The organism is Cupriavidus sp. GW822-FHT02D05 (genome assembly GCF_058802485.1).
Genome location: NZ_JBXAOE010000004.1, coordinates 284,583 through 307,121, shown reverse-complemented (window position 1 = coordinate 307,121; position 22,539 = coordinate 284,583). Strand labels below are relative to the sequence as shown.

Below are 22,539 nucleotides of genomic sequence, written 5' to 3'. Positions count from 1 at the left end.
AAGATTCTGGCGTCGTGGCGCGGCATTGCCGTACCACTTGTACTGTCTGCGGCCGCGCGCGTTGCCGGGGCGGCCTTGAAGCCCGGATTGAAGCGCGCAAAGCGCTTGGCCTGGGCAAGACCATGGTCGCACGCGGCGAGCTCGCCAAGACGCTGCGGCACCTGGCGGACAAGGTCGCGCGTATCGACGTGGTCGACATCTCCGGCTCCGATGTAGCCGTGTGCGGCACATAGCACGCCAATTGCCGAAGGAACATTTGTCCGTTTATGTCGTCTATACTTGACAAATAGATTGGAGGTTGTCGCCATGAACCCTGCACTCCTGGGTAATACGATTCAACACAAGCGGATCGCCCTCGGCCTGACCCAGCAGCAACTGGCGGATATGGCCAAACTGTCACGCCAGTCCCTAAACGGCATCGAGCATGGAACCGTGAACGCCACGCTCGAAACGCTGGGCCGGCTGATGGACGTCCTCGGCCTGGCGCTTGATGTGTACGATCCCGAAGCCGACCGCCAGGCCAGAGGCATGCCGACCCGCGCGCTATGGATGGCCGTGAAGGGCGCAAACGTCAGTTACACCGGCGAGCTCACGCCTGACCAGCTTGAGTGGGCGCTGGCCACTGGCGAGGTGCCGGCGGAGTTTCGTCCGCAAGTAGCCCAGGTTCTGGATGAGGCGCCACTGCAACTCGTCACCAAGGTAGTGGCCGAGGTGGCGGCGAAGCAGCACCGGAAACCGGCCGACATCTGGAAGAACCTCAGACGGCTCGCGCAGTCATTGATGGCGACACGCGCAGGGCTGTGGGCATGAAGATTGAGCTCCAGGGTGACATCTGGGAAAGCCTGTTCCCTCACGCCTTCACGCTGATGGAGGAGGTCAGGAAGCACGGGGGTATCGAGCCGTTCTGGACCTTCGGAGGCGGGACGGTCCTGATGCTCCGGTACCGCCATCGCTTTTCACGCGATATCGATCTCTTTGTGCCGGACCCGCAATATCTAGGGTTCATGACGCCCCGTCTGAGCGAGGCTGCAGAGGGCATCACGAGCGACTATGTGGAGCAGGGGAACTTCGTGAAGCTAGTCCTCGATGCCGGCGAAGTCGACGTCGTGGCCTCGCCCAACCTGACCGACGAGCCATTCGAGGTCTGGGAGATCATGGGGCAGCCAGTCAACGTGGAGACTGCAGCCGAAATCGTTGCCAAGAAGCTTTACCATCGGGGCGACCGCGCCACCGCACGGGATCTCTTCGACCTGGCCGTCGTGGTCGAGCGAGAACCAACTGCCCTCGCGCATGCCGCGCCGTTTCTGCTTAGGCATGCAGCAGCCTTCCTGGGCAAAATCGAGGCGGGCCCGCCGATCATGCGCGAGCAGTTCGCCAGGATCCAGCGGATCAGCTTCGACCGAAGCTTTGATGAGTGTGTCGCGCTGGCGCGGGATTTTCTCAATTCGCCGCCGAAAACCGATGACGCTCCGCGGAGGGCGCGGGAACGACAGCGCCCGTAGATCTCCCGAAGTGCGCGGCGCTCGGTAGCGCTAGCCCGCTCCTGCGCGGCCAAGTTGGCCTGGCCCTCGGGATCAAGTTCACCGCCTCACTGAAAGACGCGGCATCGGCCGCATCGTTCTTATCAGTTCTGGCGCCTGGTGGGCGATATGATCCGCGTGGACCTGCCGTCGCTGCCTTCCGGAAAGGATGATCAATCCGTCGATGGTTTCGGTGGACACTTCGGCCTCGGGTGACTGAGTAGAGAAAGCGTTCATGCCCCCCCTACCAATGCGATCGAAATAATAAGTCGCCGCAGGCTGCAAGGCTGCTGCATTCCAATGCGAGGTGGAGCCGCACGGTTCTTGCGCGACGGTCAAGTGAGGCGCGCAATCTACGCTGATCTATAATTCGCATCGGCTTTCCTGAACCCGTGTTTCGGGGCAGCAGGCGTCCTTGATGCATCCATAGGGCTCCATGCATAACGCTGCTGCAATAAGATTCTGCCCTGGGACCGGCGCACTGAGGACGAAGGATCTACCTCAGCATGGCAGTTGGCAGACTTTTTCTCTTCCGCCGTCCTACATCCGTGCAACCATTTGAGTATTGAAGAATGCGGAAGTCAGAATCATCGGTCGCCGCCGCGGCACCGTCCCCCACCCCACACTCCGAATACCCCGGAGAGGACCCCCGCGCCGCGAGGGCAGGCATCCAGGTCATTGCGCGGGCGGCGGAAATACTGCGCACGTTGAGCAGCCACCCAGGCGGCCTGAGTCTTGGCGCCATTGCAAAAGATGTGGATTTGCCGCGCTCGACCGTGCAGCGGATTGTCGATGCCCTGGGCGCGGAGGGTCTGACAATGTCCGCTTCGGGCGGCAGTGGCGTGCGGCTTGGTCCGGCTATCCTCTCGCTGGCCAACGCGACGAAGTTCGAGATCGCGGATCTGGTCCGCGACGCGCTTGTCGACTTGTCGAAAGCGACGGGAGAAACTGTGGACTTGTCGATACTGGATCAGAACAAGGCGGTGTTTATCGATCAGGTACAGGGCACGCATGTGCTGCGGGCCGTTTCCGCTGTCGGAGCCGCGTTCCCGTTGCATTGCTCGGCAAATGGCAAGGCCCTGCTCGCCATGCTGGACGACGCAGCCCTGGCCAAGGTAAAAGGCAAGCTGAAGTTCGAGCAGCTGACACCGCATACCCTTCGCAGCTGGGACGATCTCGCAAAGGATATTGAGTCGACGCGGGCCACCCATGTCGCCGTGGACCGCGAGGAGAACTCATTGGGGATTTGCGCCGTCGCAATCGGCTTGCTCGGGCCAATGGACCAGCGCATCGCTATCTCGGTGCCGACCCCGACCCACCGTTTCGTGCAAAGCGAAGCGCTTCTCACTGAGAAGCTTGTGGAATGCAGGGCGCGGCTCCTGGCTGGACCGCTGCGCAGGGCCTGACCCAGGTTCCAGCCCTGTTCCCCCCCAAGGTTACGCCTTACGCCTGGGCATCGCCGCGTTCCTTTAGCGCGGCGGCAAGATACGCCAGGAGCTGATCCCTGACGCCCTGCGCACTCGAATGCGTCCATTCGTAGAATCCCTTTCCGGACTTCATGCCGAGGTTGCCGTCGCGCACGCTGTTCGTCACGATACGGTTCGGCCACGAGGTGCTATCCAACGTCGGCAGGATGACGGCGTGAATGTCCTGCGTCAGGTCCAGCCCAACCAGGTCGGCATTCTCCAGCGGCCCCAATACCGGCAGCCGCAGGCCAAACGAGTTCTTGACGACCAGATCGACCGTCCGCGCATCGCAAATGCCTTGCGACACAAGGGCGATTGCCTCGCGCCAGAGCGCATGCTGCAAGCGATTGCCGACGAAGCCGGGAACATCCTTCTTGACGTGTACCGCCACCTTGCCGACCGATTCCAGCAGCGAGATCGTGCGTTCGACGACCTGCTGGTCCGTTGCCGTCGCCTGCACGACTTCAACCAGCGGGATGAGGAAGGGCGGATTCCACCAGTGCGTTCCCACGAGGCGATCTTTTTTGCTGACAGCTTCGCCGATATGGCCGATGGGTATGACGGAAGTGTTCGACGCGATGATGCACTCGCCAGATACGACCGCCTCGATCTGGCGCATGACGTGATGCTTGATCTCGAGCTTCTCAGGCACAGCTTCGAACACGATCTGACAGCCGGATAAGGCTTCACAGATGTCGTCGCTCAGCCTGAGCTTTGCAAAAGACACAGCAGGACGTCCCAGCGTCTTCAGATTGGAAACGATACGTTCCTGCACGGTTTCAATCAAGCCTGGCGCGGCATCGTAGACGCACACATCGAACCGGCCGTCCTCCAGGAATACCTGCGCGATGCCGTGGCCCATCAGCCCGGCACCGACGACACCGATACACATTGAATTCAATGTCCTCTCCCTCTTAATTTAACCGTTATGCGATACATCTGTACCGCAAAACGATACACAATAAGCAGCAAAACGGCATCGGTCAACCAAGGGTAAACGCTGCCGAACATCCGGATTCCCAGTCCTGGCATGGGCTGCGAGGGAATTGCATGTCTCCCGTTGGACGCGTCACAGGGAAAGCCGTTGCCGGCACCCTTGACAACCCTGACGTCGATCCATAAAGTAACCGCAAAGCGATACATAATAACCATATTGCGGTACACACAAACAGGAGACAGCCATGGCAGCTGAGAAGGTCATCATTTCATGTGCGGTGACGGGGGCGATCCACACGCCGTCGATGTCGCCCTATCTGCCAATCACGCCCCAAGACATCGCGCAGCAGGCGGTCGACGCCGCGCGGGCGGGAGCGTCGATCCTGCATCTGCATGCGCGCGATCCGCTGGACGGCCGCCCGAGTGCCGATCCCGACGTCTTTATGCAGTTCCTTCCGGAGATCAAGCGGCAGACCGACGCCGTGATCAACATCACGAGCGGCGGCAGCACGAAGATGACGCTGGAGGAGCGGCTCGCGCCCCCATTGCGCGCGCGGCCCGAGATGGCCTCGCTCAACATGGGCTCGATGAACTTCTCGATCCACCCAGTCGCTTCGAAGATTGCCCAGTGGGAGCACGATTGGGAGAAGCCATACGTGGAGGGCACGGAAGATACGATCTTTCGCAATACCTTCAAGGACATCCGACGCATCCTCATGGAGCTTGGCGAAGGATGCGGGACCCGGTTCGAGTTCGAGTGCTATGACGTTGGGCACCTGTACAACCTGGCCCACTTCGTCGATGCCGGCTTGGTGAAGCCGCCGTTTTTCGTCCAGACGATCTTCGGGATCCTGGGCGGTATCGGGCCTGCCGCCGAGAACGTGACGTTCATGCGCGAGACGGCTAACCGGCTGTTCGGCCGCGACTACTACTGGTCCGTGCTGGGGGCCGGGCGCCACCAGATGCCGTTGCTGACCTACGCATCGATCATGGGGGCGAACGTGCGGGTCGGCCTCGAAGACAGCCTGTACCTCGGGCGCGGCAAGCTGGCGCAGTCCAATGCCGACCAGGTCAGGAAGATCCGCCACATCCTGGAAGAACTCGGTTTCGATATCGCATCGCCCGCCGAAGTGCGATCCATGCTGCAACTCAAAGGGCGCGACAACGTCGCGTTCTGAACCCATTGAAATCACGCCATCCTTTCCACAACGGAGACATCATGTCGATATCCGCATACCCCGCCACGCCCCCTTCCAATACCGACGGCGTCGAATTCGTCGAACTGAGCCACCCCTGGGGTCACGGCGTACCTAACTGGCCGTACTTCGAAGACGTGAAGATCGAGCGGATCCACTACATGGCGAAGTCCGGGGTGCTGACGCAACGCATTACCACCGTCATGCACAGCGGTACGCATATCGATGCGCCTGCGCACGTGATCGAAGGCACGCCGTTCCTCGACGAGATCCCGCTGGACCGTTTCTTCGGCACAGGCGTGGTGGTCAGCATTCCCAAGAAAAAGTGGGAGGTGATCACGGCCAAGGACCTGGAGAATGCCTATCCGAAGATCCAGAGGGGCGACATCGTCATGATCAACACCGGCTGGCACCATCACTATGGCGACAACAGCCAGTACTACGCCTACTCTCCTGGCCTGTACAAGGAAGCGGGCGAATGGCTGGCCGAAAAAGGCGTGAAGATGGTGGGCGTCGACCAGCAAGCCCTTGATCATCCGCTGGGCACTGCTATCGGGCGCCACGGTGTCGGCCCGCTCTTGCCGCGGGTATGCGAGGAGTATGAGCGTGAAATGGGCCGCTCCGTCGAGCAGGACTTTCCGTATTGGGAGCCGGCGCATCGTGCACTGCTCGAGGCGGGTATCCCTGGTATCGAGAATGTCGGGGGCGATCTCGACAAGGTGACCGGGAAGCGGGTGACCATAGCGGCGTTCCCCTGGCGCTGGGTAAAGGGCGACGGATGCATCGTGCGCGTGGTGGCGATGCAGGACAAGAGCCAGTCCTTCCGTATCGAAAGCGGTCTGTAACGGACGCGGCCATGGAAGTCAAACGACTGCATGCCGCCGCTCGCTATGACGCGGCCAGGCATTTCGACATGCGGTCCCTGCGCTTGCAGGGGCTCGATGCCACGCACGTGGAGCATTTTTGGGTAGGCCTGTCGCACTTTTTGCCCGAGGGCGGTGCGCAATGGGACACAGGGCCGACAGAGAAGGTCTACGTGGTGCTGAGCGGTGAGATCACGCTCACCACCGCCGGCGGGGACGTCGTGCTCAAGGCGTTGGACTCGTGCGTGATTCCGGCCGGCGAAGGGCGAAGCATCAGGAACGATTCCAGGTTGCCGGCCTCGATGCTCGTGATCCTGGCTTCGGCCTTGCCCGGGAGCCAATCTACAGGAGAAGGAAACAATGGCTAGTACCAGTGCCACCTTTGGCTTGTCAGGCAAGGTAGGCGTGATCACCGGTGCCACCGGCGCGTTCGGACGGGCTGCGGCACATAGCCTGGCCGATGCCGGCGCGAGACTCGTGATCGCGGGGGCAAATGCGCAGGCGCTGCGCGAACTCGAAGTGCAATTGAATGCCGACGGCAACCGGGTCAAGGCCATGGCATGCAGGCCCGACACGGAAGCCAATGCCCGCAACCTGATCGACGAAGCGGTTGCGCAGTTCGGCGCCATCGATTTCGTCGTCGTCGGCTCGGGTACCAACGATCCCGCGCCGATCCAGGATATGACCACGGAACAGTGGGACCACGTAATGGCAGCCAACGTGCGCGGCTCGTGGCTGGTCTGCAAGGCCTTCGCCACCCACTGTATCGAGATGGCGCAGCGCGGCAGGGTTGTCCTGCTGTCGTCCACGCGCGGCAAGCTCGGGCTTGCCGCCGGTTACTCGGCCTACTGTCCCTCAAAGGCTGCGATCGATGGCTTGACGCGGACACTGGCATGCGAGCTGGGCCGCTACGGCATCAACGTCAACGCCATCGCGCCGACGGTGTTCCGATCCGAGCTCACGGCATGGATGTTCGCCGATGACGATCGCGGCCGCGCGGCGCGCGAAGGGATGCTCGCGCGAATTCCGCTCGGGCGCCTGGGAGAGCCCGAGGATCTCGTCGGGGCGTTGCAGTTCCTGCTTTCCAGGGCGTCGGAGTTTTGCACCGGCCAGACGCTATACATCGACGGAGGCTATACAGCCGGATAGTGATTCGCCCTGCCCGGAGCGGCAGGTACGAAAGGCAAGCGGTTCCAAAGAAGAGCCGCGCCGACATAAGCATGACAGGAGACAAGACATGAAGAAGGAAATGGAAGGTGGCACTGCCCACCAAATGCACTCCGCCGGGCGCCGCGCCACCTTGCGCGGCCTGGTAGCACTGGGCGCGTCCACGGTCGGCGTGCAATCGATCCGGCCCGCTTCAGCGGCCGCGCGGCCGCTGAAGATTGGCTATGTGAGCCCTCGAACAGGGCCGCTCGCCCCGTTCGCAGAGACCGATGGATTCATCCTGCAGCGCGTGCGCGCAGCGATTGCGAACGGCATCTCTGTAGCTGGCAATGTGCATCCTGTACTGATCATCGAAAAGGATAGCCAGTCGAATCCGAATCGCGCTGCCGAAGTCACGGCAAGCCTGATCAAGGACGACAAGGTGGACATGATTGTGTCCGCGTGCACTGCGGACACCGTCAACCCCGTATCCGATCAATGCGAACTGGGCCGGATCCCCTGCATCACCACGAACTGCCCGTGGCAACCTTACTACTTCGGGCGAGGCGGTTCGCCGGCGAAGGGCTTCGAGTACACGTATCACTTTTGCTGGGGACTGGAAGACCTGATCGCGGTATATACGGCCATCTGGGACAGCGCCGGCGCCGCCACCAATCGCACCGTCGGAGCGCTCTGGCCGAACGATGCAGAAGGCAACGCGTTCAGTGACAAGGCATTTGGCTTTCCGGCGGCGCTTGCCGCGAAAGGCTACAAGCTCGTCGACCTTGGCCGGTTTCAGCCGACCGCCAATGACTTCTCGGCGCAGATCCGCGCGTTCAAGGCGGCAAACGTGGAAATCGTGACGGGCGTCCTGCCGCCCGCAGCGTTCGCTACATTCTGGAGCCAGGCAGCCCAACAGGGTTTCAAGCCGAAGATCGTGACCTTTGCCAAGGCGCTGCTCTTTCCTTCCGCGGTTGCAGGACTCGGGCCACGAGGCGTCGGCTTGTCCACGGAAGTGGCGTGGTCGCCCGCCTATCCCTATCGCTCCACACTGACCGGCGAAACCAGCGCACAGTTTGCCGCTGCCTATGAAGCGGCCACCGGCCGGCAGTGGGTGCAACCCCTTGGCGCAACGCTGTCCTTGTTCGAGGTCGCACTCGATGTGCTCAAGCGGAGCGCCGCGCTGACGCCACAGGCGATTGTCACGTCGATCCGCGCTACCGACTACGCGTCGGCCGTCGGTCCAGTCAAGTGGACTGGGAGCCCGGTCAAGAACGTCACCAAGACGCCGCTGGTAGGCGCGCAATGGACCGCGGGCAACAGGCATCCACTGGATCTGCAGATCGTGAGCGCAACGCTTGCGAAGGATATCGGCGTGCAGAAGCGCCTGGCAATTCTCACCTGAGGGGTCGTATGGATCATTGTGTCCTTTCCGCCGAAATGCTGGTGAAGCGATTCGGCGCGGTGACGGTCGCCGACAATTTGTCCGTTGCGCTCGGTGAGGGCGAAGCGCTGGGCGTCATTGGCCCCAACGGTGCCGGAAAGAGCAGTTTCTTCAACCTGCTGAGCGGCAACATCCGCGCGGACAGCGGCCGTATCCTGCTGGAAGGGCGGGACGTCACCAATGCAACTCCAAACGAGCGGGCGATTGCCGGGATCGGGCGAACGTACCAGATCCCCCGGCCTTTTTCCCAGCTGACGGTATTTGAAAACCTGCTCGTGGGCGCATTCTTTGGCGCCAGGTTGGACGCGCGCCGAGCTCAGCAGCACTGCTACGAAACGCTGGCACTGACCGGGTTGCTCCGCCATGCCGACAAGCCGGCGGCTGCGCTGTCGCTGCTCGAACGCAAGCGACTGGAACTGGCGCGAGCGCTGGCGACCCGCCCGAAGGTCCTGTTGCTCGACGAAATTGCAGGCGGCCTGACGGAGGGCGAGGCGGCGGAACTGGTTGCAACCATTCAATGCATCCACGCCCAAGGCACCGCCATCATCTGGATCGAGCACGTCGTGCATGCGCTCCTGGCAGTTGTCTCCCGGCTGATGGTGCTGAGCTTCGGCAAGAAGCTCATGGAAGGCGAGCCGTCGGCTGTGATGCACAGCGCCGCGGTGCGGGATGTGTATTTGGGTATTGAGGTGGAAGCCCATGCTTAGCATTCATGAACTCGATGCGTACTACGGTGACTTTCAGGCGCTGTTCGCCTTGAGCTTGACGATCCGGCAAGGCGAGTCGGTAGCGATCATCGGTGCGAATGGGGCTGGGAAATCGACCTTGCTCAAGGCGATCTCTGGAGCGCTCCCTGTCAGGCACGACGCGATCCGCCTATGCGAACACAGTCTCGGACACGACAGTGCAGCGCAAGTGGTGCGCAAGGGCATTGCGCTCGTTCCCGAGGGGCGCCGCATGTTTCCGAGCCTGAGCGTGGAGGAAAACCTGCAGATCGGGGCATACGCCAGGCGGCCGGGCCCGTGGAATCTTGGGCGCGTTTACACGATGTTTCCCCGACTCGCAGAGCGGCGCCGGCAGAACGTGACGTCCCTGAGCGGTGGCGAGCAGCAGATGGTCGCCATCGGGCGTGCGCTCATGTCGAACCCCTCCATGCTGATGTGCGATGAGCTGTCGCTGGGCCTAGCGCCCAAGATCATTCGAGAGATGTATGGCCACCTCGCAACCCTCAAGGAGGAAGGCACGACTCTGCTGATCGTCGAGCAGGATATTCATCAGGCGCTTCGCTTCTCGGACCGCTACTACTGCATGCAGAAGGGGCGGGTCACGCTATCCGGCAAATCCGCATCGGCCAGCAAGGAAGAGATCGGACGCGCGTATTTTGGAGAAGAACAATGACGGGCTGGATCGATGTGGTTGTTCAGGGCATTCTTCTGGGCGGCCTCTACGCCTTGTATGCCAGCGGGCTGTCGCTCATTTTCGGTGTCATGCGGTTAGTCAACGTCGCGCACGGCGACCTGATCGTGCTGGCGGCATTCCTTGCTTTTGCCATTCGCATCCCAGGGGCGGAGACTTCATTTTCCTCGCTGCTGCTAACCGTCCCGGTCATGTTTGCGATCGGCTATGTCTTGCAGCGCGCCCTACTGAACGGCGCCATGGGCGCCAACGTGCTGCGTCCGATGCTGCTGACGTTCGGGCTGTCCATCGTCCTGCAGAATGGTCTCCTTGATATGTTCTCGGCGGACTCCAGGAAGCTTCCTGGCGGCTCGATCGAGACAATGAGCGTGCCCCTCGGCGGCGGCATCGCCGTCGGCATCCTCCCGGTGATCACGTTACTGGCGGCAATTGCCGTTCTTGGCGCGCTCCAGTTCATGCTGCGACGCACCGCCATCGGGCGGGCATTCAGGGCAACTTCCGATGACGCGGAGGCGGCTGGCTGGATGGGTATCAATCACCGCAACCTCTTCGCGCTGGCGACCGGCATATCGATGGCCGTCGTTGGCATCGCCGCCGTCTTCATGGGGACGCGGGCGAGTTTCGATCCGGCCAGTGGACCGGACCGGTTGATCTTTGCGTTTGAAGCGGTGGTCATCGGCGGCCTGGGTTCGCTGTGGGGCACCCTTGCCGGCGGCATCGCGCTCGGCGTCGCTCAGAGCATCGGCGCATCACTTGACCCCGACTGGCAACTCCTTGCCGGCCATCTGCTGTTTCTCGTGGTGCTGTTGATCGCGCCCAACGGACTATTTCCCCAACGAGGCAACCAATGAGCGCACACCTGACATCCCCCTCGGCGCTGCCTGCCAGCGCGCCGAGGCTTTCGCGCACCGACGGCGCCTTTGCGGCCACGGCCGTTGCGCTGGCCGCACTGGCTTTCGTCCTCGATGCGGGACAGCAGTCCATGCTCGTCGAGTTCTTCTATTTCGTCGCGCTCGCACAGCTCTGGAATATCCTGGCTGGCTATGGCGGATTCATGTCGCTCGGACAGCAGGCCTACCTTGGCAGCGGGGGGTATGTTCTTTTTGCCTTGGCGATCTTCTTCAAGATGCCGCCACTGGCGTCGATCGTCCTGGCCGGGTTATTCGCTGCCGGCATGGCGTGCATCGTCGCATTTGCGGTCTTTCGCCTGGCCGGACCATACCTGGCGATCGGGACCTGGGTAATCGCCGAGGTGTTCCGGTTGGCATTTTCGCAAGCGAGCGCGCTTGGTGCCGGGTCGGGAATCAGCATTCCCCTGGATGCGGTGCGCTCCCTTGACCTCGGCTGGATGAGCCGCGACATGCTGCTCTATCTCATCGCCCTGCTGCTTGCCGTCGCGGTGAACTATGGCGCCTACCGCATGCTCAGGTCGAAGTATGGTCTCGCCCTCTGCGCGATTCGAGACAATGAGAGCGCGGCGTCCACCATGGGGATTCATCAGCGGCACCTCAAGTTCGCTGTCTATGTCGTGGTCAGCGCTGCCTACGGCATGCTGGGCGCGTTTATCTTCCTGACCAAGCTGCGTATTTCGCCGGCTTCCGCGTTCGACATCAACTGGACCGGCTACATCATCTTCATCGTGGTGATTGGCGGAATCGGCACGCTTGAGGGCCCGATCATTGGCTGCATCGTCTATTTCGTGATGCGGCAGTACCTTGCCGATACCGGTAGCACCTACCTGATTCTTCTGGGATTGATCGGCATCGTCGTGATGCGTTTCTATCCCAAGGGAATCTGGGGGGAACTCGCCGCGCGCCATGGCATTGCATTTCTGCCCACACGCTGGCACCTTCCGGCCGCCGCCAACCCAGGTGCCCGGCCTGCGCGGGAGGGTGAACGGCGGGCAGCGGACGTTGCTGGCAACCGGTGATGACTGATGCGTGATGGCGCCACGTTCCTTAGGGCGCTCCGCAGTTCGCGCCCGCAGCGCAGCGTACAAGAATATAACGAGGAGACGACAATGAAAACAACGAAGACCGTAAAGGCAACATGGCTGTTGGCGCTGCCGTGTCTTGGATTCGGTGCCGGCGCTTGCGCCCAGAGCAGCGTAGCCCTGTTCGGCATGCTCGATGCCGGTGTGACGTATGTAAGCAATCAAGCCGGCAAACGGGGCGTATTGCTCGATACCGGGGTGTATGTGCCAAGCATTTTCGGGCTGCGCGGAAACGAGGACATTGGCGGAGGCAGCAAGGTATTCTTTGAACTGGCCAGCCAGTTCAGCAATGACAATGGAGCAACGATTCCGTCGAACGGTTCGCTCTTCGCCAGGCAGGCATTAGTCGGTCTTGGCAATATATCCTGGGGGAGAATTTCCCTGGGGAACCAGTACGACTTCATGACTGAATCCCTATTGTTCTCCGGTCTTGACGGTGGCCTGCTATATGGCGGCTTCTACAATTTCCGGAATGGTCCGTTCACTGGCCTCGGCATTCCGAATAATCCAACCGGAGCGACCGACTTCGATCGCGTCGGCGCCTCCACACGCGTAGCAAATTCCGTCAAGTATGTGACACCGTCAACTGGAGGCTTCACTCTTGGCGCCTTGTATGGTTTCGGTGAGATCGCAGGCTCTACAACCTCTGGGCGGACCGCCAGCGCCGGAGTGAATTATGAGCGCGGCCCGCTGGCGCTTGGCGCTGCCGTCACGGACGCGCGCTATAGCGCGATCAACAATGGCCGGGACGGCATACGCAACATCGGCGTGGGCGCGCACTATGGATTCCCTTCGGTGCTGGCCCACATTCTTTACACGAACACGCGCAACACATTCTCCGGTGCAATGGTGAACGTCGTGCAGGCGGGCGCAAACTGGACCCTCTCGGGCGGCCTGACACTTGGCGCCAACTACCAGTGGATGAAGGGAAATGCACAGCTCAGCCACAACAAAGCGCAACAGGTCACGTCGACCTTGATGTATGCGCTGTCGAAACGTACATCGGTCTACCTGGAAGGCGTCTACCAGCATGCTGTCGGCGACCACGGCGCTCAGGCATGGATCAACGGACTCTTCGGGCCAGACGCGGCGTCGTCCGGATCCAGTCAGGCCATCGGGCGTATAGGGATGGCCACGCGGTTCTAAGGTGACAGTCAGTTGGTGTTCTTTTTTTGAAGGAGATTGGGATGGATTTGTCTGAAGCGCACGCCTTGCTCGATCCGGCTCCGCTTGCCCTGGAGACCGGCTATGAACGTCTCGCAAGCGGCGTCTTGCACGTGGCCTGCCGCACGGAACTACACGGCTGTACGGGGGAAATGTTTGAATGGTGGTTCCGCTTTCGCCCAAATACGCAGCAGTACATCTGGTGGCATCCGGCCGACCATGTCTCCAGCGAGTGGGCAGAGGCTCAAGACGGGACACATATCGGGTCCATTCATCTGGTCGAGGAGCATTTCTCCGGATCGCCAGCGGAAAAGCTCGCCATTCAGTTTCGTCATCCCCATGAGTATTTCGATGCTGCGGCGTACGACGATGCCAGGGACCGGGGCGCCATCAGCGCGGCGGTTTGCGGCCGGGTAGGCATGGGGGATGCGCCTGAACGCACCGGCAGCGGTGAAATACTTGGCGGCCGGCTGTTGCACATGGGACGCGATACGCCATCGGGAATGACGCTGAGGAGTCATTTCTACCTTGGCGAGGATATGCCCGCGCAAGGGCATAGCGCCGAGGAGATCAAAGCGGCTTTTCCCGATGCGTTCGGACAGGCACTGCTTATGCATTGCTACAACGAATTCACCTTCCTTTCTCGCTTCCTGCCCTCGCTCTATATCGCCGAGCATCGGGATAGCGTCAAGGTTCGGCTTCCGTGGTGAGGGACAGGGGACCTCTCTCGGCCAAACCATTTCCTTCATTTTGCTGTGTCGTAAGCTAAGGGCGCGAGTTGATCAAGATGGCGACACACGTTGATTCCCGCGCGATGCGCAAGCATACGCGGGGACCGAAAGCGCCGAAGAAGAAAGGCTATGTGGCCGGATGCGTAGCACGGCGGCATGTTTCTACCGCTCGTGTCATCAAGGCTGGACGTGTCGTTTAATCACCTTGAAAGGGGTGCCTCTTAGGCTTCCAATCCCGGACGGACGTTGGACGCCAGCAGGAAATGAAATGAGCCCGCTGCCGGTGTGGCGCGGGCTCATTTTTGCTGTCTGGCTTGCTCCCTTCTCCCTCTTCCCGGTCGCGGTCCCGGCCCCGCTCCCTAAGCCGCCAGCCGGAACGACGCCACCGAGCGCATCATCGATTGCGCCTGCTCGGCCAGCGCTTGGGCCGCGGCGGCGGCCTGTTCCACCAGCGCCGCGTTCTGCTGGGTCACGGTGTCCATCTGGTTCACCGCTTGCCCGACCTGCTCGATGCCGGCGCTCTGCTCGTTCGATGCCGCGCTGATCTCGCCCATGATGTCGGTCACGCGCTTGACCGCGCCAACGATGTCCTCCATGGTCTGGCCGGCCTTGGCAACCAGCGCCGAGCCGTTGTCCACCTGGGCCACCGAGTTGTCGATCAGGCCCTTGATCTCCTTGGCGGCGGTGGCCGAGCGCTGGGCCAGGCTGCGCACCTCGCCCGCCACCACGGCAAAGCCGCGGCCTTGTTCGCCGGCGCGCGCCGCTTCCACGGCGGCGTTCAGCGCCAGGATGTTGGTCTGGAAGGCGATGCCTTCGATCACGCCGATGATGTCGACGATCTGGCGCGAGGCGCCGTTGATCTCGCCCATGGTGCTCACCACCTGGTTGACCACCTGCCCGCCGCGTTGCGCGATATCGGAAGCGTTGACCGCCAGCGAGCTGGCCTGGCGCGCATTGTCCGCGTTCTGGCGCACGATGCCCGTCAGCTCTTCCATGCTCGAAGCGGTTTGCTCCAGCGCCGAGGCTTGTTCCTCGGTGCGTTGCGACAGGTCGGTATTGCCCGCGGAAATCTGCTGCGTGGCCGAGGCGATCGAATCCGCGGCGCCGCGGATCTCGCCGAGCGTGCCGGACAGGCGTTGCTGCATGCGCTGCATGGCCGCCAGCAGGCTGTGCGCATCGCCCGCGCGAATGCGCACCGGCACCGTGAAGTCGCCGTCGGCAATGCGCGTGACCACTTCGGTGGCGTAGGCCGGCTCGCCGCCCAGGCTCTTGCGCACGGTACGCATGATGGCCAGCATGAATGCCGATACCAGCGCGCCGATCAGCAAGGTGCTGATTGCGGCGGAGATCAGGTTGTCGCGGAAGCTGCTTTCGATGTCCTTGAGGAACACGCCGGTGGCCACGTGCCAGTCCCATGCTGGCACATAGCGCACATAGGTCAGCTTGCGCGCGGGCGTTTCGGTGCCCGGGAGGCGGCCACGGTAGGTGACGAAGCTGTCATCGGGGCTGGCGCCGGCGCGCGCGCTCGCCTTGCCCGCATCGACGATGCTCTGGTAGACCAGCTTGCCGTCGGGGTCCTTGAAGTCGCCCACGATCTTGCCTTCCGTATCCGGCAGGCCGGGGTTGAGCACCACCTGCGGCTTGGAGTTGAGCAGGAACAGGTAGCCCTTGTCGCCGAAACGCATCACGCGCAGTGCATCCTTGGCCGCGGCCTGGGCGTCCTCGACGCTCATGGTGCCCTTGGCGGCGCGGTCCACGTAGAGCTTGACGATGCCTTCGGCGGTCGCCACCAGGGACTGCAGGCTCTCGCGGCGCTCGGCCATCATGGTGGCGCGGGTGTGCACGGCGCTCCAGGTGCCCAGCGCCAGCAGGGCCAGCCACATCGCCACCAGCGCGGCCCAGAGTTTGGCGTTCAACGAGATTCGATTCATGATCATGCTTACCGTGTATGGGCAGCCGGTTTGCGCCGGCGGCGCGGCATCGGCCTGACCTAGGTGTTGACAGAGAGGCACAGGCGAGACGAACCCGCGCGCCGCGCCTAGCCTGGACACAGCCGGTTAACGACCCATCACCGTTGGGACTTGAATGGGGGAAAGATAAGTGAACAAAGGGATGCTTTTGCCTGGGCCGGCAAGCTTTCCGATCCCTGCCTACAATGTGACTTTCGCCGCGCCTGGATGACGGGCGGCTCGACGCAACCCGCGGAGCAAAACGCATGACCTCAAGCATCACCACACGCAAACTGGGCAGGTCCGGGCTGGAAGTCTCGCCCCTGGCATTTGGTGGCAACGTGTTCGGCTGGAGTGCCGACGAGGCCACCTCCTTCAAGTTGCTCGATGCCTTTGTCGGCGCCGGGCTCAACTTCATCGATACTGCCGACGTGTACTCGCGCTGGGTGCCGGGCAATCAGGGCGGCGAGTCCGAGGCCATCATCGGCAAGTGGTTCAAGCGCAGCGGCAAACGTGCCGAGGTGGTGCTGGCCACCAAGGTGGGCAAGGACATGGGCGAGGGCCGCAAGGGTTTGTCGCGCGCCTATATTGAACGCGCCGTCGACGCGTCGTTGCAGCGCCTGCAGACTGACTACATCGATCTCTACCAGTCGCATGACGACGAAGACCGGGACACGCCGCTCGAGGAAACCCTGGACGCCTACGCCCGCCTGATCAAGGCCGGCAAGGTGCGCGCCATCGGCGCCTCCAACTACAGCGCCGCGCGCCTGGCCGAGGCGCTGGAAACCAGCCGCCGCCACAACCTGCCGCGCTACGAGAGCCTGCAGCCGCACTACAACCTCTATACCCGCAGCGAGTATGAGGCCGAGCTTGAGCCGCTGGTGCTGCGCGAAGGCCTGGGCGTGTTCAACTACTATGCGCTGGCCAGCGGCTTTCTCAGCGGCAAGTACCGCTCCGAGGCTGACCTTGCCAAGAGCGGCGCGCGCGGCCAGCGCGTCAAGGCCTATCTCGATGCGCGCGGCCTGCGCATCCTGGCGGCGCTGGACGACGTCGCGGCGCGCACCGCCACCAGCCCGACGCAGGTAGCGCTGGCCTGGCAGATCGCGCGCCCCAGCATTACCGCGCCGATTGCCAGCGCCACCTCGCTGGCGCAGCTGGACGACCTGATTGCCGCCACGCGCCTGCCACTGAGCGCCGGCGATATCGCGCTGCTGGACCAAGCCAGCGCGTGAGCTGGCCTACCCCGGAGGAGATAAGGGATGCATGAGAACAGATTGAGCCACGGCAACAGCGCCGGTAGCAAGGCGGCGGACCTGAGCGCGGTCAAGGCGCTGGTGTTCGACGTCTTCGGTACCGTGGTGGACTGGCGTACCAGCGTGATCGCGGACCTGTCCGCATTCGGGCGGAACAAGGGCATCGAGGCCGACTGGACCGCCTTTGCCGACGCCTGGCGCGCCGGCTACGTGCCCGGCATGGAGCGCGTGCGCAAGGGCGAGCGGCCGTGGGCCAATATCGACGTGCTGCACCGCGAACGGCTCGACGCGCTGCTCGACCAGTTCGGCATCGAGGACCTGAGCGAAGCGGAGAAGGACTACCTCAACCGTGCCTGGCACCGCCTCCGAGGCTGGCCGGATACCGTGCCCGGCCTCACGCGGCTAAAGCAGCGCTACATCATCTCCACCTTCTCCAACGGCAGCGTGCAGTGCCTGGTCGACACGGCCAAGCATGCCGGCCTGCCGTGGGACGCGGTGTTCAGCGCGGACATCGTGCGCCACTTCAAGCCGGAGGCGGAGATCTATCAAGGCGTGATTGCCTTCTTCGACCTGCAGCCGCAGGAGGTGATGCTGGTTGCGGCGCACAACAATGACCTGCGGCATGGCCGCTCGCATGGCATGCGGACCGCTTATGTGAATCGGCCTATGGAGTACGGGCCAAACCAGGCGAAGGACCTGGCGGCCGAGTCGGACTGGGATGTGGTGGTGGATAGCTTGACGGAACTGGCGCAGCGGCTCGGCGCTTGAGCGAGCGCGTGCGCCAACCAGCGCACACCGGCTTGGGAAAGCCTGCCATTGCGGCCTCCCGCCGTGAAACGCTGGCTGCACTTGGCGCGTCTCGCGCGCCCGGCCAGCGCGATCGGGTTTGCCCAAGCTGCTCCCTGTCGGATACATTAGGACTCCCGGCCGCCCACGCTGCAACCCTGCGGCGCAACAGAGGCCATGCGAGAGCCGGGAGTTGGCACGCGCCGGCTCGGCAGCGCGCCAGGAGACGACAAGGAGACCACGATGGACCTGCGGCAACGCGAGCACATCGACACGGTAGTCCAGCTCACCACCCGCGCCGGCGCGCCCATGGTGCGTGCGCCGGAAACCATCATCCAGAACTCGTGGCGGCGCTGCGTGCATCAGTACGGGCTGGATCCGGCGCGCATGCAAGAGGCGCGCATCCTGCCGCAGACCCGGCTGCGCGAGCACCAGCAGCGCATCGACGATTTTGCGCGGATTGCCCGCCACGGGTTGCAGACGCTCTATAGCCAGGTGGCGGGCATGGGCTACGTGGTGCTGCTGACCGACGCGCAGGGCGTGACGGTGGATTACCTGGGCGACGCCAACGCCGATGCCCGCCTGCGCCACGCCGGCCTGTACCTGGGCGCGCAATGGAGCGAATCCGGCGCCGGCACCTGCGCGGTGGGCACCGCGCTGGCCACCGGCCAGGCGCTGACCGTGCACCAGGCGGATCATTTCGACGCCACCCATATTCCGCTCACCTGCACGGCCGCGCCGCTGTTCGACTCGCACGGCAGCCTCTGCGCCATCCTCGACATATCCGCGCTGACCTCGCCGCAGGCCAAGGACAGCCAGGGCCTGGCGCTGCAGATGGTGCGCATCTACGCCAGCCGGATCGAGAACGCCAGCTTCGTGCGCAGCCACCGCGAGGACTGGATCCTCAAGCTCAATGCCGCGCCGGAGTTTGTCGACGTCAACCCGGAATACCTGCTCGCGCTCGATGCGTCGGGCCGCATCGTTGGCCATAACCGCCGCGCGCAGCAGATGCTGGAGGCCGAGCTGGGCGTGGCCCCGGGTGGCGCGCCGCTGCTTGGCATGCCGTTCGAGTCGCTGTTCGAGGCGCGGCTCGATGAGCTGGGCCGCTTCATGCATTCGCGCCCCAGCGAGCAGCGCGCGCTGGCGCTGGCCCGCACCGGCGCGCGGCTTTACCTGAGCGTGATGCCGCCGGCGCTGCGCTGGCAGCGCGCGCGTGATACCGCCGAGCGGGCCACGCCGCTGCAGGCGCCGCTGGCCGCGCTGTGCGGTGGCGATGCCGCATTGCAGCAGCAATTGCTGCGGGCCGCAAAGCTGGTGGATTCGCCCATCAACCTGCTGATCAACGGCGAGACTGGCAGCGGCAAGGAGTACCTGGCCAAGGCCCTGCACCAGGCCAGCGCGCGCCGCGACGGCCCCTTTGTGGCGGTGAACTGCGCGGCGATTCCCGAATCCCTGATCGAGAGCGAACTGTTTGGCCACCTGCCCAACAGCTTTTCGGGTGCGGGCTCGCGGCCCAAGCGCGGGCTGATCCAGGAGGCTGACGGCGGCACGCTGTTTCTCGACGAGATCGGCGACATGCCGCGCGAGCTGCAATCGCGCCTGCTGCGTGTGCTGGCCGAGGGCGAGGTGCTTGCCATCGGTGCGGCGCGCCCGGTGCCGGTCAACCTGCGCGTGATTTCCGCCACGCACCATCCGCTGGACCAGCTGGTGAGCAGCGGGCGCTTTCGCGAGGACTTGTACTACCGGCTCAACGGCGCGCGGCTGATGCTGCCGCCGCTGCGTGAGCGCACGGACCTGGACTGGCTGATCGCCAAGATGCTGGACGCGGGCGGCAAGCCAGCTACCGTGAGCCTGTCGCCCGCGGCGCGCGCGCGGCTGCACGCGCACCGCTGGCCCGGCAACCTGCGGGAGCTGCGCAATGCGCTGGAGTACGCGCGGGCGGTCTGCGACGACGGCCACATCGAGGTGGAGGATCTCCCGGAAGGGATTGGCGAGGGGATGCCGCAGCAGGGCTTGCTTCCGGTTTCCGCCAGCGTCCCGCCGGGCAGCGCGGCCACCGAAGCCGCCAGCGCGCCGGCCTTGCCGGCCCCCGGCTTCGACCCGCATCAGTTGCCGCCGGAAGGCATGCTGCTGATGCAATACCTGCGCGCGGCTGGCTGGAACCTGAGCGCGGTGGCGCGCCAGATTGGCGTGAGCAGGATGACGCTGTACCGCCGCATGGCGCGCTACGGCATCGCATCGCCCAACCAGCGCGACGCGGCGCATTAGCCAGCCAGCGAGCATGGCGGCGCGGCTCGCCCGCGCCGCCCTCCCTGCCCGGCGCAAGATCCCCGCTACACCTGTTCACCCCCTTTACACATGATGCTGTGACACCTGTCACGCTGCGGCGTGCGCATGGCCCGCAAAGTCCCTGCGCGCCCCGCATTTACCTGGGGTAATCCCGAGTTTTTGCCGTCTCCGGCGTGCCGATGCGGGGTGGCACGGCCGTTGCGATATGCCTGTCATAACCAGAAAGACAGGAGACAGGCATGGGTGAGCAAGCGCTGGCCGGCCGGCCACTGGTCGGCATCATCGCCAACCCGATTTCCGCACGCGATATCCGCCGCGTAATCGCCAACGCCAACACGCTGCAACTGGCCGATCGCGTCAATATCGTGCTGCGTTTGCTGGCCGCGCTGGCTGCCTGCGGGGTTGGGCGCGTGCTGATGATGCCGGACCGCGAGGGCATGCGCGTGCTGCTGGCGCGCCACCTGTCGCGCCGCCAGGGGCCGGACGCCGCGCTGCCGGAGGTGGAATACCTTGACATGCCGGTCACCGCGCGCGTCGACGACACCTTCCTGGCCGCACGCATGCTGCGCGAGGCGGGCGTTGCCGCCATTATCGTGCTCGGTGGCGATGGCACCCACCGCGCGGTGGTGCGCGAATGCGGCAACGTGCCGATTGCCGGCATCTCCACCGGCACCAACAACGCCTACCCCGAAATGCGCGAGCCCACCATCACCGGGCTGGCCACGGGGCTGTTTGCCAGCGGCCGCATTCCCGCCGCGCATGCGCTGGCCGGCAACAAGCGGCTCGATATCACGATTGCCGGCGAGGGCGAGGTGCGCCACGACATCGCGCTGGTCGACGCCGTGATTTCCCACGAGCATTTCATCGGCGCGCGCGCCTTGTGGAAGACCGAAACGCTGGGCGCGGTCTACGTGTCCTTCGCCGATCCGCAGGCGATTGGGCTGTCCGCCATCGGCGGCTTGCTGGAACCCGTGGGCAGGCATGAGCCCGGCGGCCTGGCGATCGAGCTGGCCGCGCACGGCGAAGGCCGCTTCGCGCTGCACGCGCCGATTGCGCCCGGCCTGCTGCGCGCGGTGCCTATCGCGGGCTGGGAACGCCTGACCGACGGCGTTGCGCACCGCGTGCGCCAGCGCGCCGGCATCGTCGCGCTCGACGGCGAGCGCGAGCTGGTGTTCGGCCCGCAGGACGAAGTCACGGTGACGCTGCGTGAGCGCGCCTTCCTGAGCATCGACGTGGCGGCCTGCATGCGCTATGCCGCCGCCGCCGGATTGATGCGCAGCGGGCGCGCGCCGCCACCCCCGCCACCACAGCATTCCCCACCCCAGCCACTCACCGAGCTTTCTACCGCCACCACAAAACCATGAAGGAGACAGACATGACAGCCAACGCATCCGGTACCACCGGGAACACGCTGCCCCTCGACAAGCAGGAACTGCTCGCCGTTTATCGCAGGATGCGCACCATCCGCGATTTCGAAGAGCGCCTGCACGTGGACTTCGGGCGCGGCGACATCCCGGGCTTCGTCCACCTCTACGCCGGCGAGGAAGCCGCCGGGGTCGGCATCCTGCACCATCTGGGCGACGGCGACCGCATCGCCAGCACCCACCGCGGCCACGGCCACTGCATCGCCAAGGGCGTCGACCCGGTGGCGATGATGAAGGAGATCTACGGGCGCAAGGGTGGCTCCTGCAATGGCAAGGGCGGCTCCATGCATATCGCCGATCTGTCCAAGGGCATGATGGGCGCCAATGGCATCCTGGGCGCGGGCGCGCCGCTGGTCTGCGGCGCCGCGCTGGCCGCCAAGTTTCGCGGCAAGGGCGAGATCGGCATCACCTTTGCCGGTGATGGCGCGTCCAACCAGGGCACGTTCCTGGAAAGCCTGAACCTGGCCGCGGTGTGGAACCTGCCGGTAATTTTCGTGATCGAGAACAACGGCTACGCCGAATCCACCGCGCGCGACTACGGCACCGCGGTGGACAGCTACGTGGACCGCGCCGCCGGCTTCGGCATCCCCGGCGTGACGGTGGATGGCACGGATTTCTTCGCGGTCCATGAGGCGGCGGGCGAAGTCATCAAGCGGGCCCGCGAAGGCGGTGGCCCGGCCCTGCTGGAATGCAAGATGGTCCGCTTCTACGGCCACTTCGAAGGCGACGCGCAAACCTATCGCGCCTCCGGCGAGCTCGACGACATCCGCGCCAACAAGGACTGCCTGAAGAAGTTCACCGCCACCGTGACCCAGGCAGGGGTGATCGCGCCGGACGAACTCAAGGCCATCGACGAGCAGGTTGCCGCGCTGATCGAGGACGCCGTGCAGCAGGCCAAGGCGGCGCCGTTCCCCACGCCCGCCGACCTGCTGACCGATGTGTACGTCAGCTACTAAGCGCGCG

The 22,539-nt window shown here is 63.9% G+C and carries 21 protein-coding genes; 19 read left to right on the top strand and 2 right to left on the bottom strand.

Annotation, left to right across the window (positions count from 1 at the left end):
- The first annotated feature begins 306 nt into the window (after positions 1-306).
- The 3 genes from AC1RQK_RS07985 to AC1RQK_RS07975 all read left to right on the top strand — a co-directional run bounded on the left by AC1RQK_RS07985 (position 307) and on the right by AC1RQK_RS07975 (position 2,926).
- Positions 307-810, top strand: a complete 504-nt coding sequence (locus tag AC1RQK_RS07985) for a helix-turn-helix transcriptional regulator (protein ID WP_492374806.1) — start codon at positions 307-309, stop codon at positions 808-810.
- Entirely contained in the window at positions 807-1,502 is a 696-nt protein-coding gene (locus AC1RQK_RS07980; RefSeq protein WP_492808378.1) for a nucleotidyl transferase AbiEii/AbiGii toxin family protein, read from the top strand. The genes AC1RQK_RS07985 and AC1RQK_RS07980 overlap by 4 nt, the downstream gene beginning before the upstream one ends.
- 590 nt (positions 1,503-2,092) lie before the next feature.
- Positions 2,093-2,926, top strand: a complete 834-nt coding sequence (locus AC1RQK_RS07975; protein ID WP_492374808.1) for an IclR family transcriptional regulator — start codon at positions 2,093-2,095, stop codon at positions 2,924-2,926.
- Positions 2,927-2,963: 37 nt separating this feature from the next.
- On the opposite strand, the gene AC1RQK_RS07970 is transcribed toward AC1RQK_RS07975, so the two are convergent.
- Positions 2,964-3,878 (bottom strand): 3-hydroxyacyl-CoA dehydrogenase family protein, encoded by a 915-nt coding sequence (locus AC1RQK_RS07970; protein ID WP_492374809.1) that lies wholly within the window; start codon positions 3,876-3,878, stop codon positions 2,964-2,966.
- A gap of 289 nt (positions 3,879-4,167) precedes the next feature.
- Between AC1RQK_RS07970 and kce the strand changes: the two genes are divergently transcribed.
- The 11 genes from kce (at position 4,168) to AC1RQK_RS07915 (ending at position 13,854) form a co-directional block, all read left to right on the top strand.
- Complete coding sequence (gene kce, locus AC1RQK_RS07965; RefSeq protein ID WP_492374810.1) at positions 4,168-5,100, top strand: 3,5-dioxohexanoate:acetyl-CoA acetone transferase; 933 nt, start codon at positions 4,168-4,170, stop codon at positions 5,098-5,100.
- A 41-nt stretch (positions 5,101-5,141) separates the two neighbouring features.
- A complete protein-coding gene (locus AC1RQK_RS07960) occupies positions 5,142-5,963 on the top strand; it encodes a cyclase family protein (RefSeq protein ID WP_492374811.1) in 822 nt (273 codons plus the stop codon).
- Positions 5,964-5,974: 11 nt separating this feature from the next.
- The gene (locus AC1RQK_RS07955; protein WP_492374812.1) at positions 5,975-6,349 is read left to right on the top strand and encodes a cupin domain-containing protein; all 375 of its coding nucleotides are present in this window, start codon (positions 5,975-5,977) and stop codon (positions 6,347-6,349) included.
- A complete protein-coding gene (locus AC1RQK_RS07950; RefSeq protein ID WP_492808375.1) occupies positions 6,342-7,130 on the top strand; it encodes an SDR family NAD(P)-dependent oxidoreductase in 789 nt (262 codons plus the stop codon). Before AC1RQK_RS07955 ends, AC1RQK_RS07950 begins: the two co-directional genes overlap by 8 nt.
- Positions 7,131-7,320: 190 nt before the next feature.
- Positions 7,321-8,532 (top strand): ABC transporter substrate-binding protein, encoded by a 1,212-nt coding sequence (locus AC1RQK_RS07945; RefSeq protein ID WP_492374814.1) that lies wholly within the window; start codon positions 7,321-7,323, stop codon positions 8,530-8,532.
- 8 nt (positions 8,533-8,540) lie between these two features.
- Positions 8,541-9,278, top strand: a complete 738-nt coding sequence (locus AC1RQK_RS07940; protein ID WP_492808372.1) for an ABC transporter ATP-binding protein — start codon at positions 8,541-8,543, stop codon at positions 9,276-9,278.
- On the top strand, positions 9,271-9,969 hold the full coding sequence (locus AC1RQK_RS07935; RefSeq protein ID WP_492808370.1) for an ABC transporter ATP-binding protein: 699 nt from the start codon (positions 9,271-9,273) through the stop codon (positions 9,967-9,969). Before AC1RQK_RS07940 ends, AC1RQK_RS07935 begins: the two co-directional genes overlap by 8 nt.
- The gene (locus tag AC1RQK_RS07930; RefSeq protein WP_492808368.1) at positions 9,966-10,838 is read left to right on the top strand and encodes a branched-chain amino acid ABC transporter permease; all 873 of its coding nucleotides are present in this window, start codon (positions 9,966-9,968) and stop codon (positions 10,836-10,838) included. Before AC1RQK_RS07935 ends, AC1RQK_RS07930 begins: the two co-directional genes overlap by 4 nt.
- The gene (locus AC1RQK_RS07925) at positions 10,835-11,917 is read left to right on the top strand and encodes a branched-chain amino acid ABC transporter permease (protein WP_492374818.1); all 1,083 of its coding nucleotides are present in this window, start codon (positions 10,835-10,837) and stop codon (positions 11,915-11,917) included. The genes AC1RQK_RS07930 and AC1RQK_RS07925 overlap by 4 nt, the downstream gene beginning before the upstream one ends.
- Positions 11,918-12,007: 90 nt before the next feature.
- Positions 12,008-13,126: a porin gene (locus AC1RQK_RS07920; RefSeq protein ID WP_492808366.1), complete on the top strand. Its 1,119-nt coding sequence runs from the start codon at positions 12,008-12,010 to the stop codon at positions 13,124-13,126.
- Between the two features lie 41 nt (positions 13,127-13,167).
- Complete coding sequence (locus AC1RQK_RS07915) at positions 13,168-13,854, top strand: DAPG hydrolase family protein (RefSeq protein WP_458766764.1); 687 nt, start codon at positions 13,168-13,170, stop codon at positions 13,852-13,854.
- A gap of 380 nt (positions 13,855-14,234) precedes the next feature.
- Here the strand turns inward: AC1RQK_RS07915 and AC1RQK_RS07910 are convergent, their stop codons facing one another.
- A complete protein-coding gene (locus AC1RQK_RS07910) occupies positions 14,235-15,806 on the bottom strand; it encodes a methyl-accepting chemotaxis protein (protein WP_492808363.1) in 1,572 nt (523 codons plus the stop codon).
- A 284-nt stretch (positions 15,807-16,090) separates the two neighbouring features.
- Between AC1RQK_RS07910 and AC1RQK_RS07905 the strand changes: the two genes are divergently transcribed.
- The 5 genes from AC1RQK_RS07905 (at position 16,091) to AC1RQK_RS07885 (ending at position 22,532) form a co-directional block, all read left to right on the top strand.
- On the top strand, positions 16,091-17,056 hold the full coding sequence (locus tag AC1RQK_RS07905; protein WP_492808361.1) for an aldo/keto reductase: 966 nt from the start codon (positions 16,091-16,093) through the stop codon (positions 17,054-17,056).
- Between the two features lie 27 nt (positions 17,057-17,083).
- Positions 17,084-17,845: a haloacid dehalogenase type II gene (locus AC1RQK_RS07900; RefSeq protein ID WP_492808359.1), complete on the top strand. Its 762-nt coding sequence runs from the start codon at positions 17,084-17,086 to the stop codon at positions 17,843-17,845.
- Between the two features lie 261 nt (positions 17,846-18,106).
- The gene (locus AC1RQK_RS07895; protein WP_492374821.1) at positions 18,107-20,131 is read left to right on the top strand and encodes a sigma-54-dependent Fis family transcriptional regulator; all 2,025 of its coding nucleotides are present in this window, start codon (positions 18,107-18,109) and stop codon (positions 20,129-20,131) included.
- 260 nt (positions 20,132-20,391) lie between these two features.
- Entirely contained in the window at positions 20,392-21,516 is a 1,125-nt protein-coding gene (locus AC1RQK_RS07890) for an ATP-NAD kinase family protein (RefSeq protein ID WP_492808357.1), read from the top strand.
- An 11-nt stretch (positions 21,517-21,527) separates the two neighbouring features.
- A complete protein-coding gene (locus AC1RQK_RS07885; protein WP_492808355.1) occupies positions 21,528-22,532 on the top strand; it encodes a thiamine pyrophosphate-dependent dehydrogenase E1 component subunit alpha in 1,005 nt (334 codons plus the stop codon).
- Positions 22,533-22,539 lie beyond the last annotated feature (7 nt).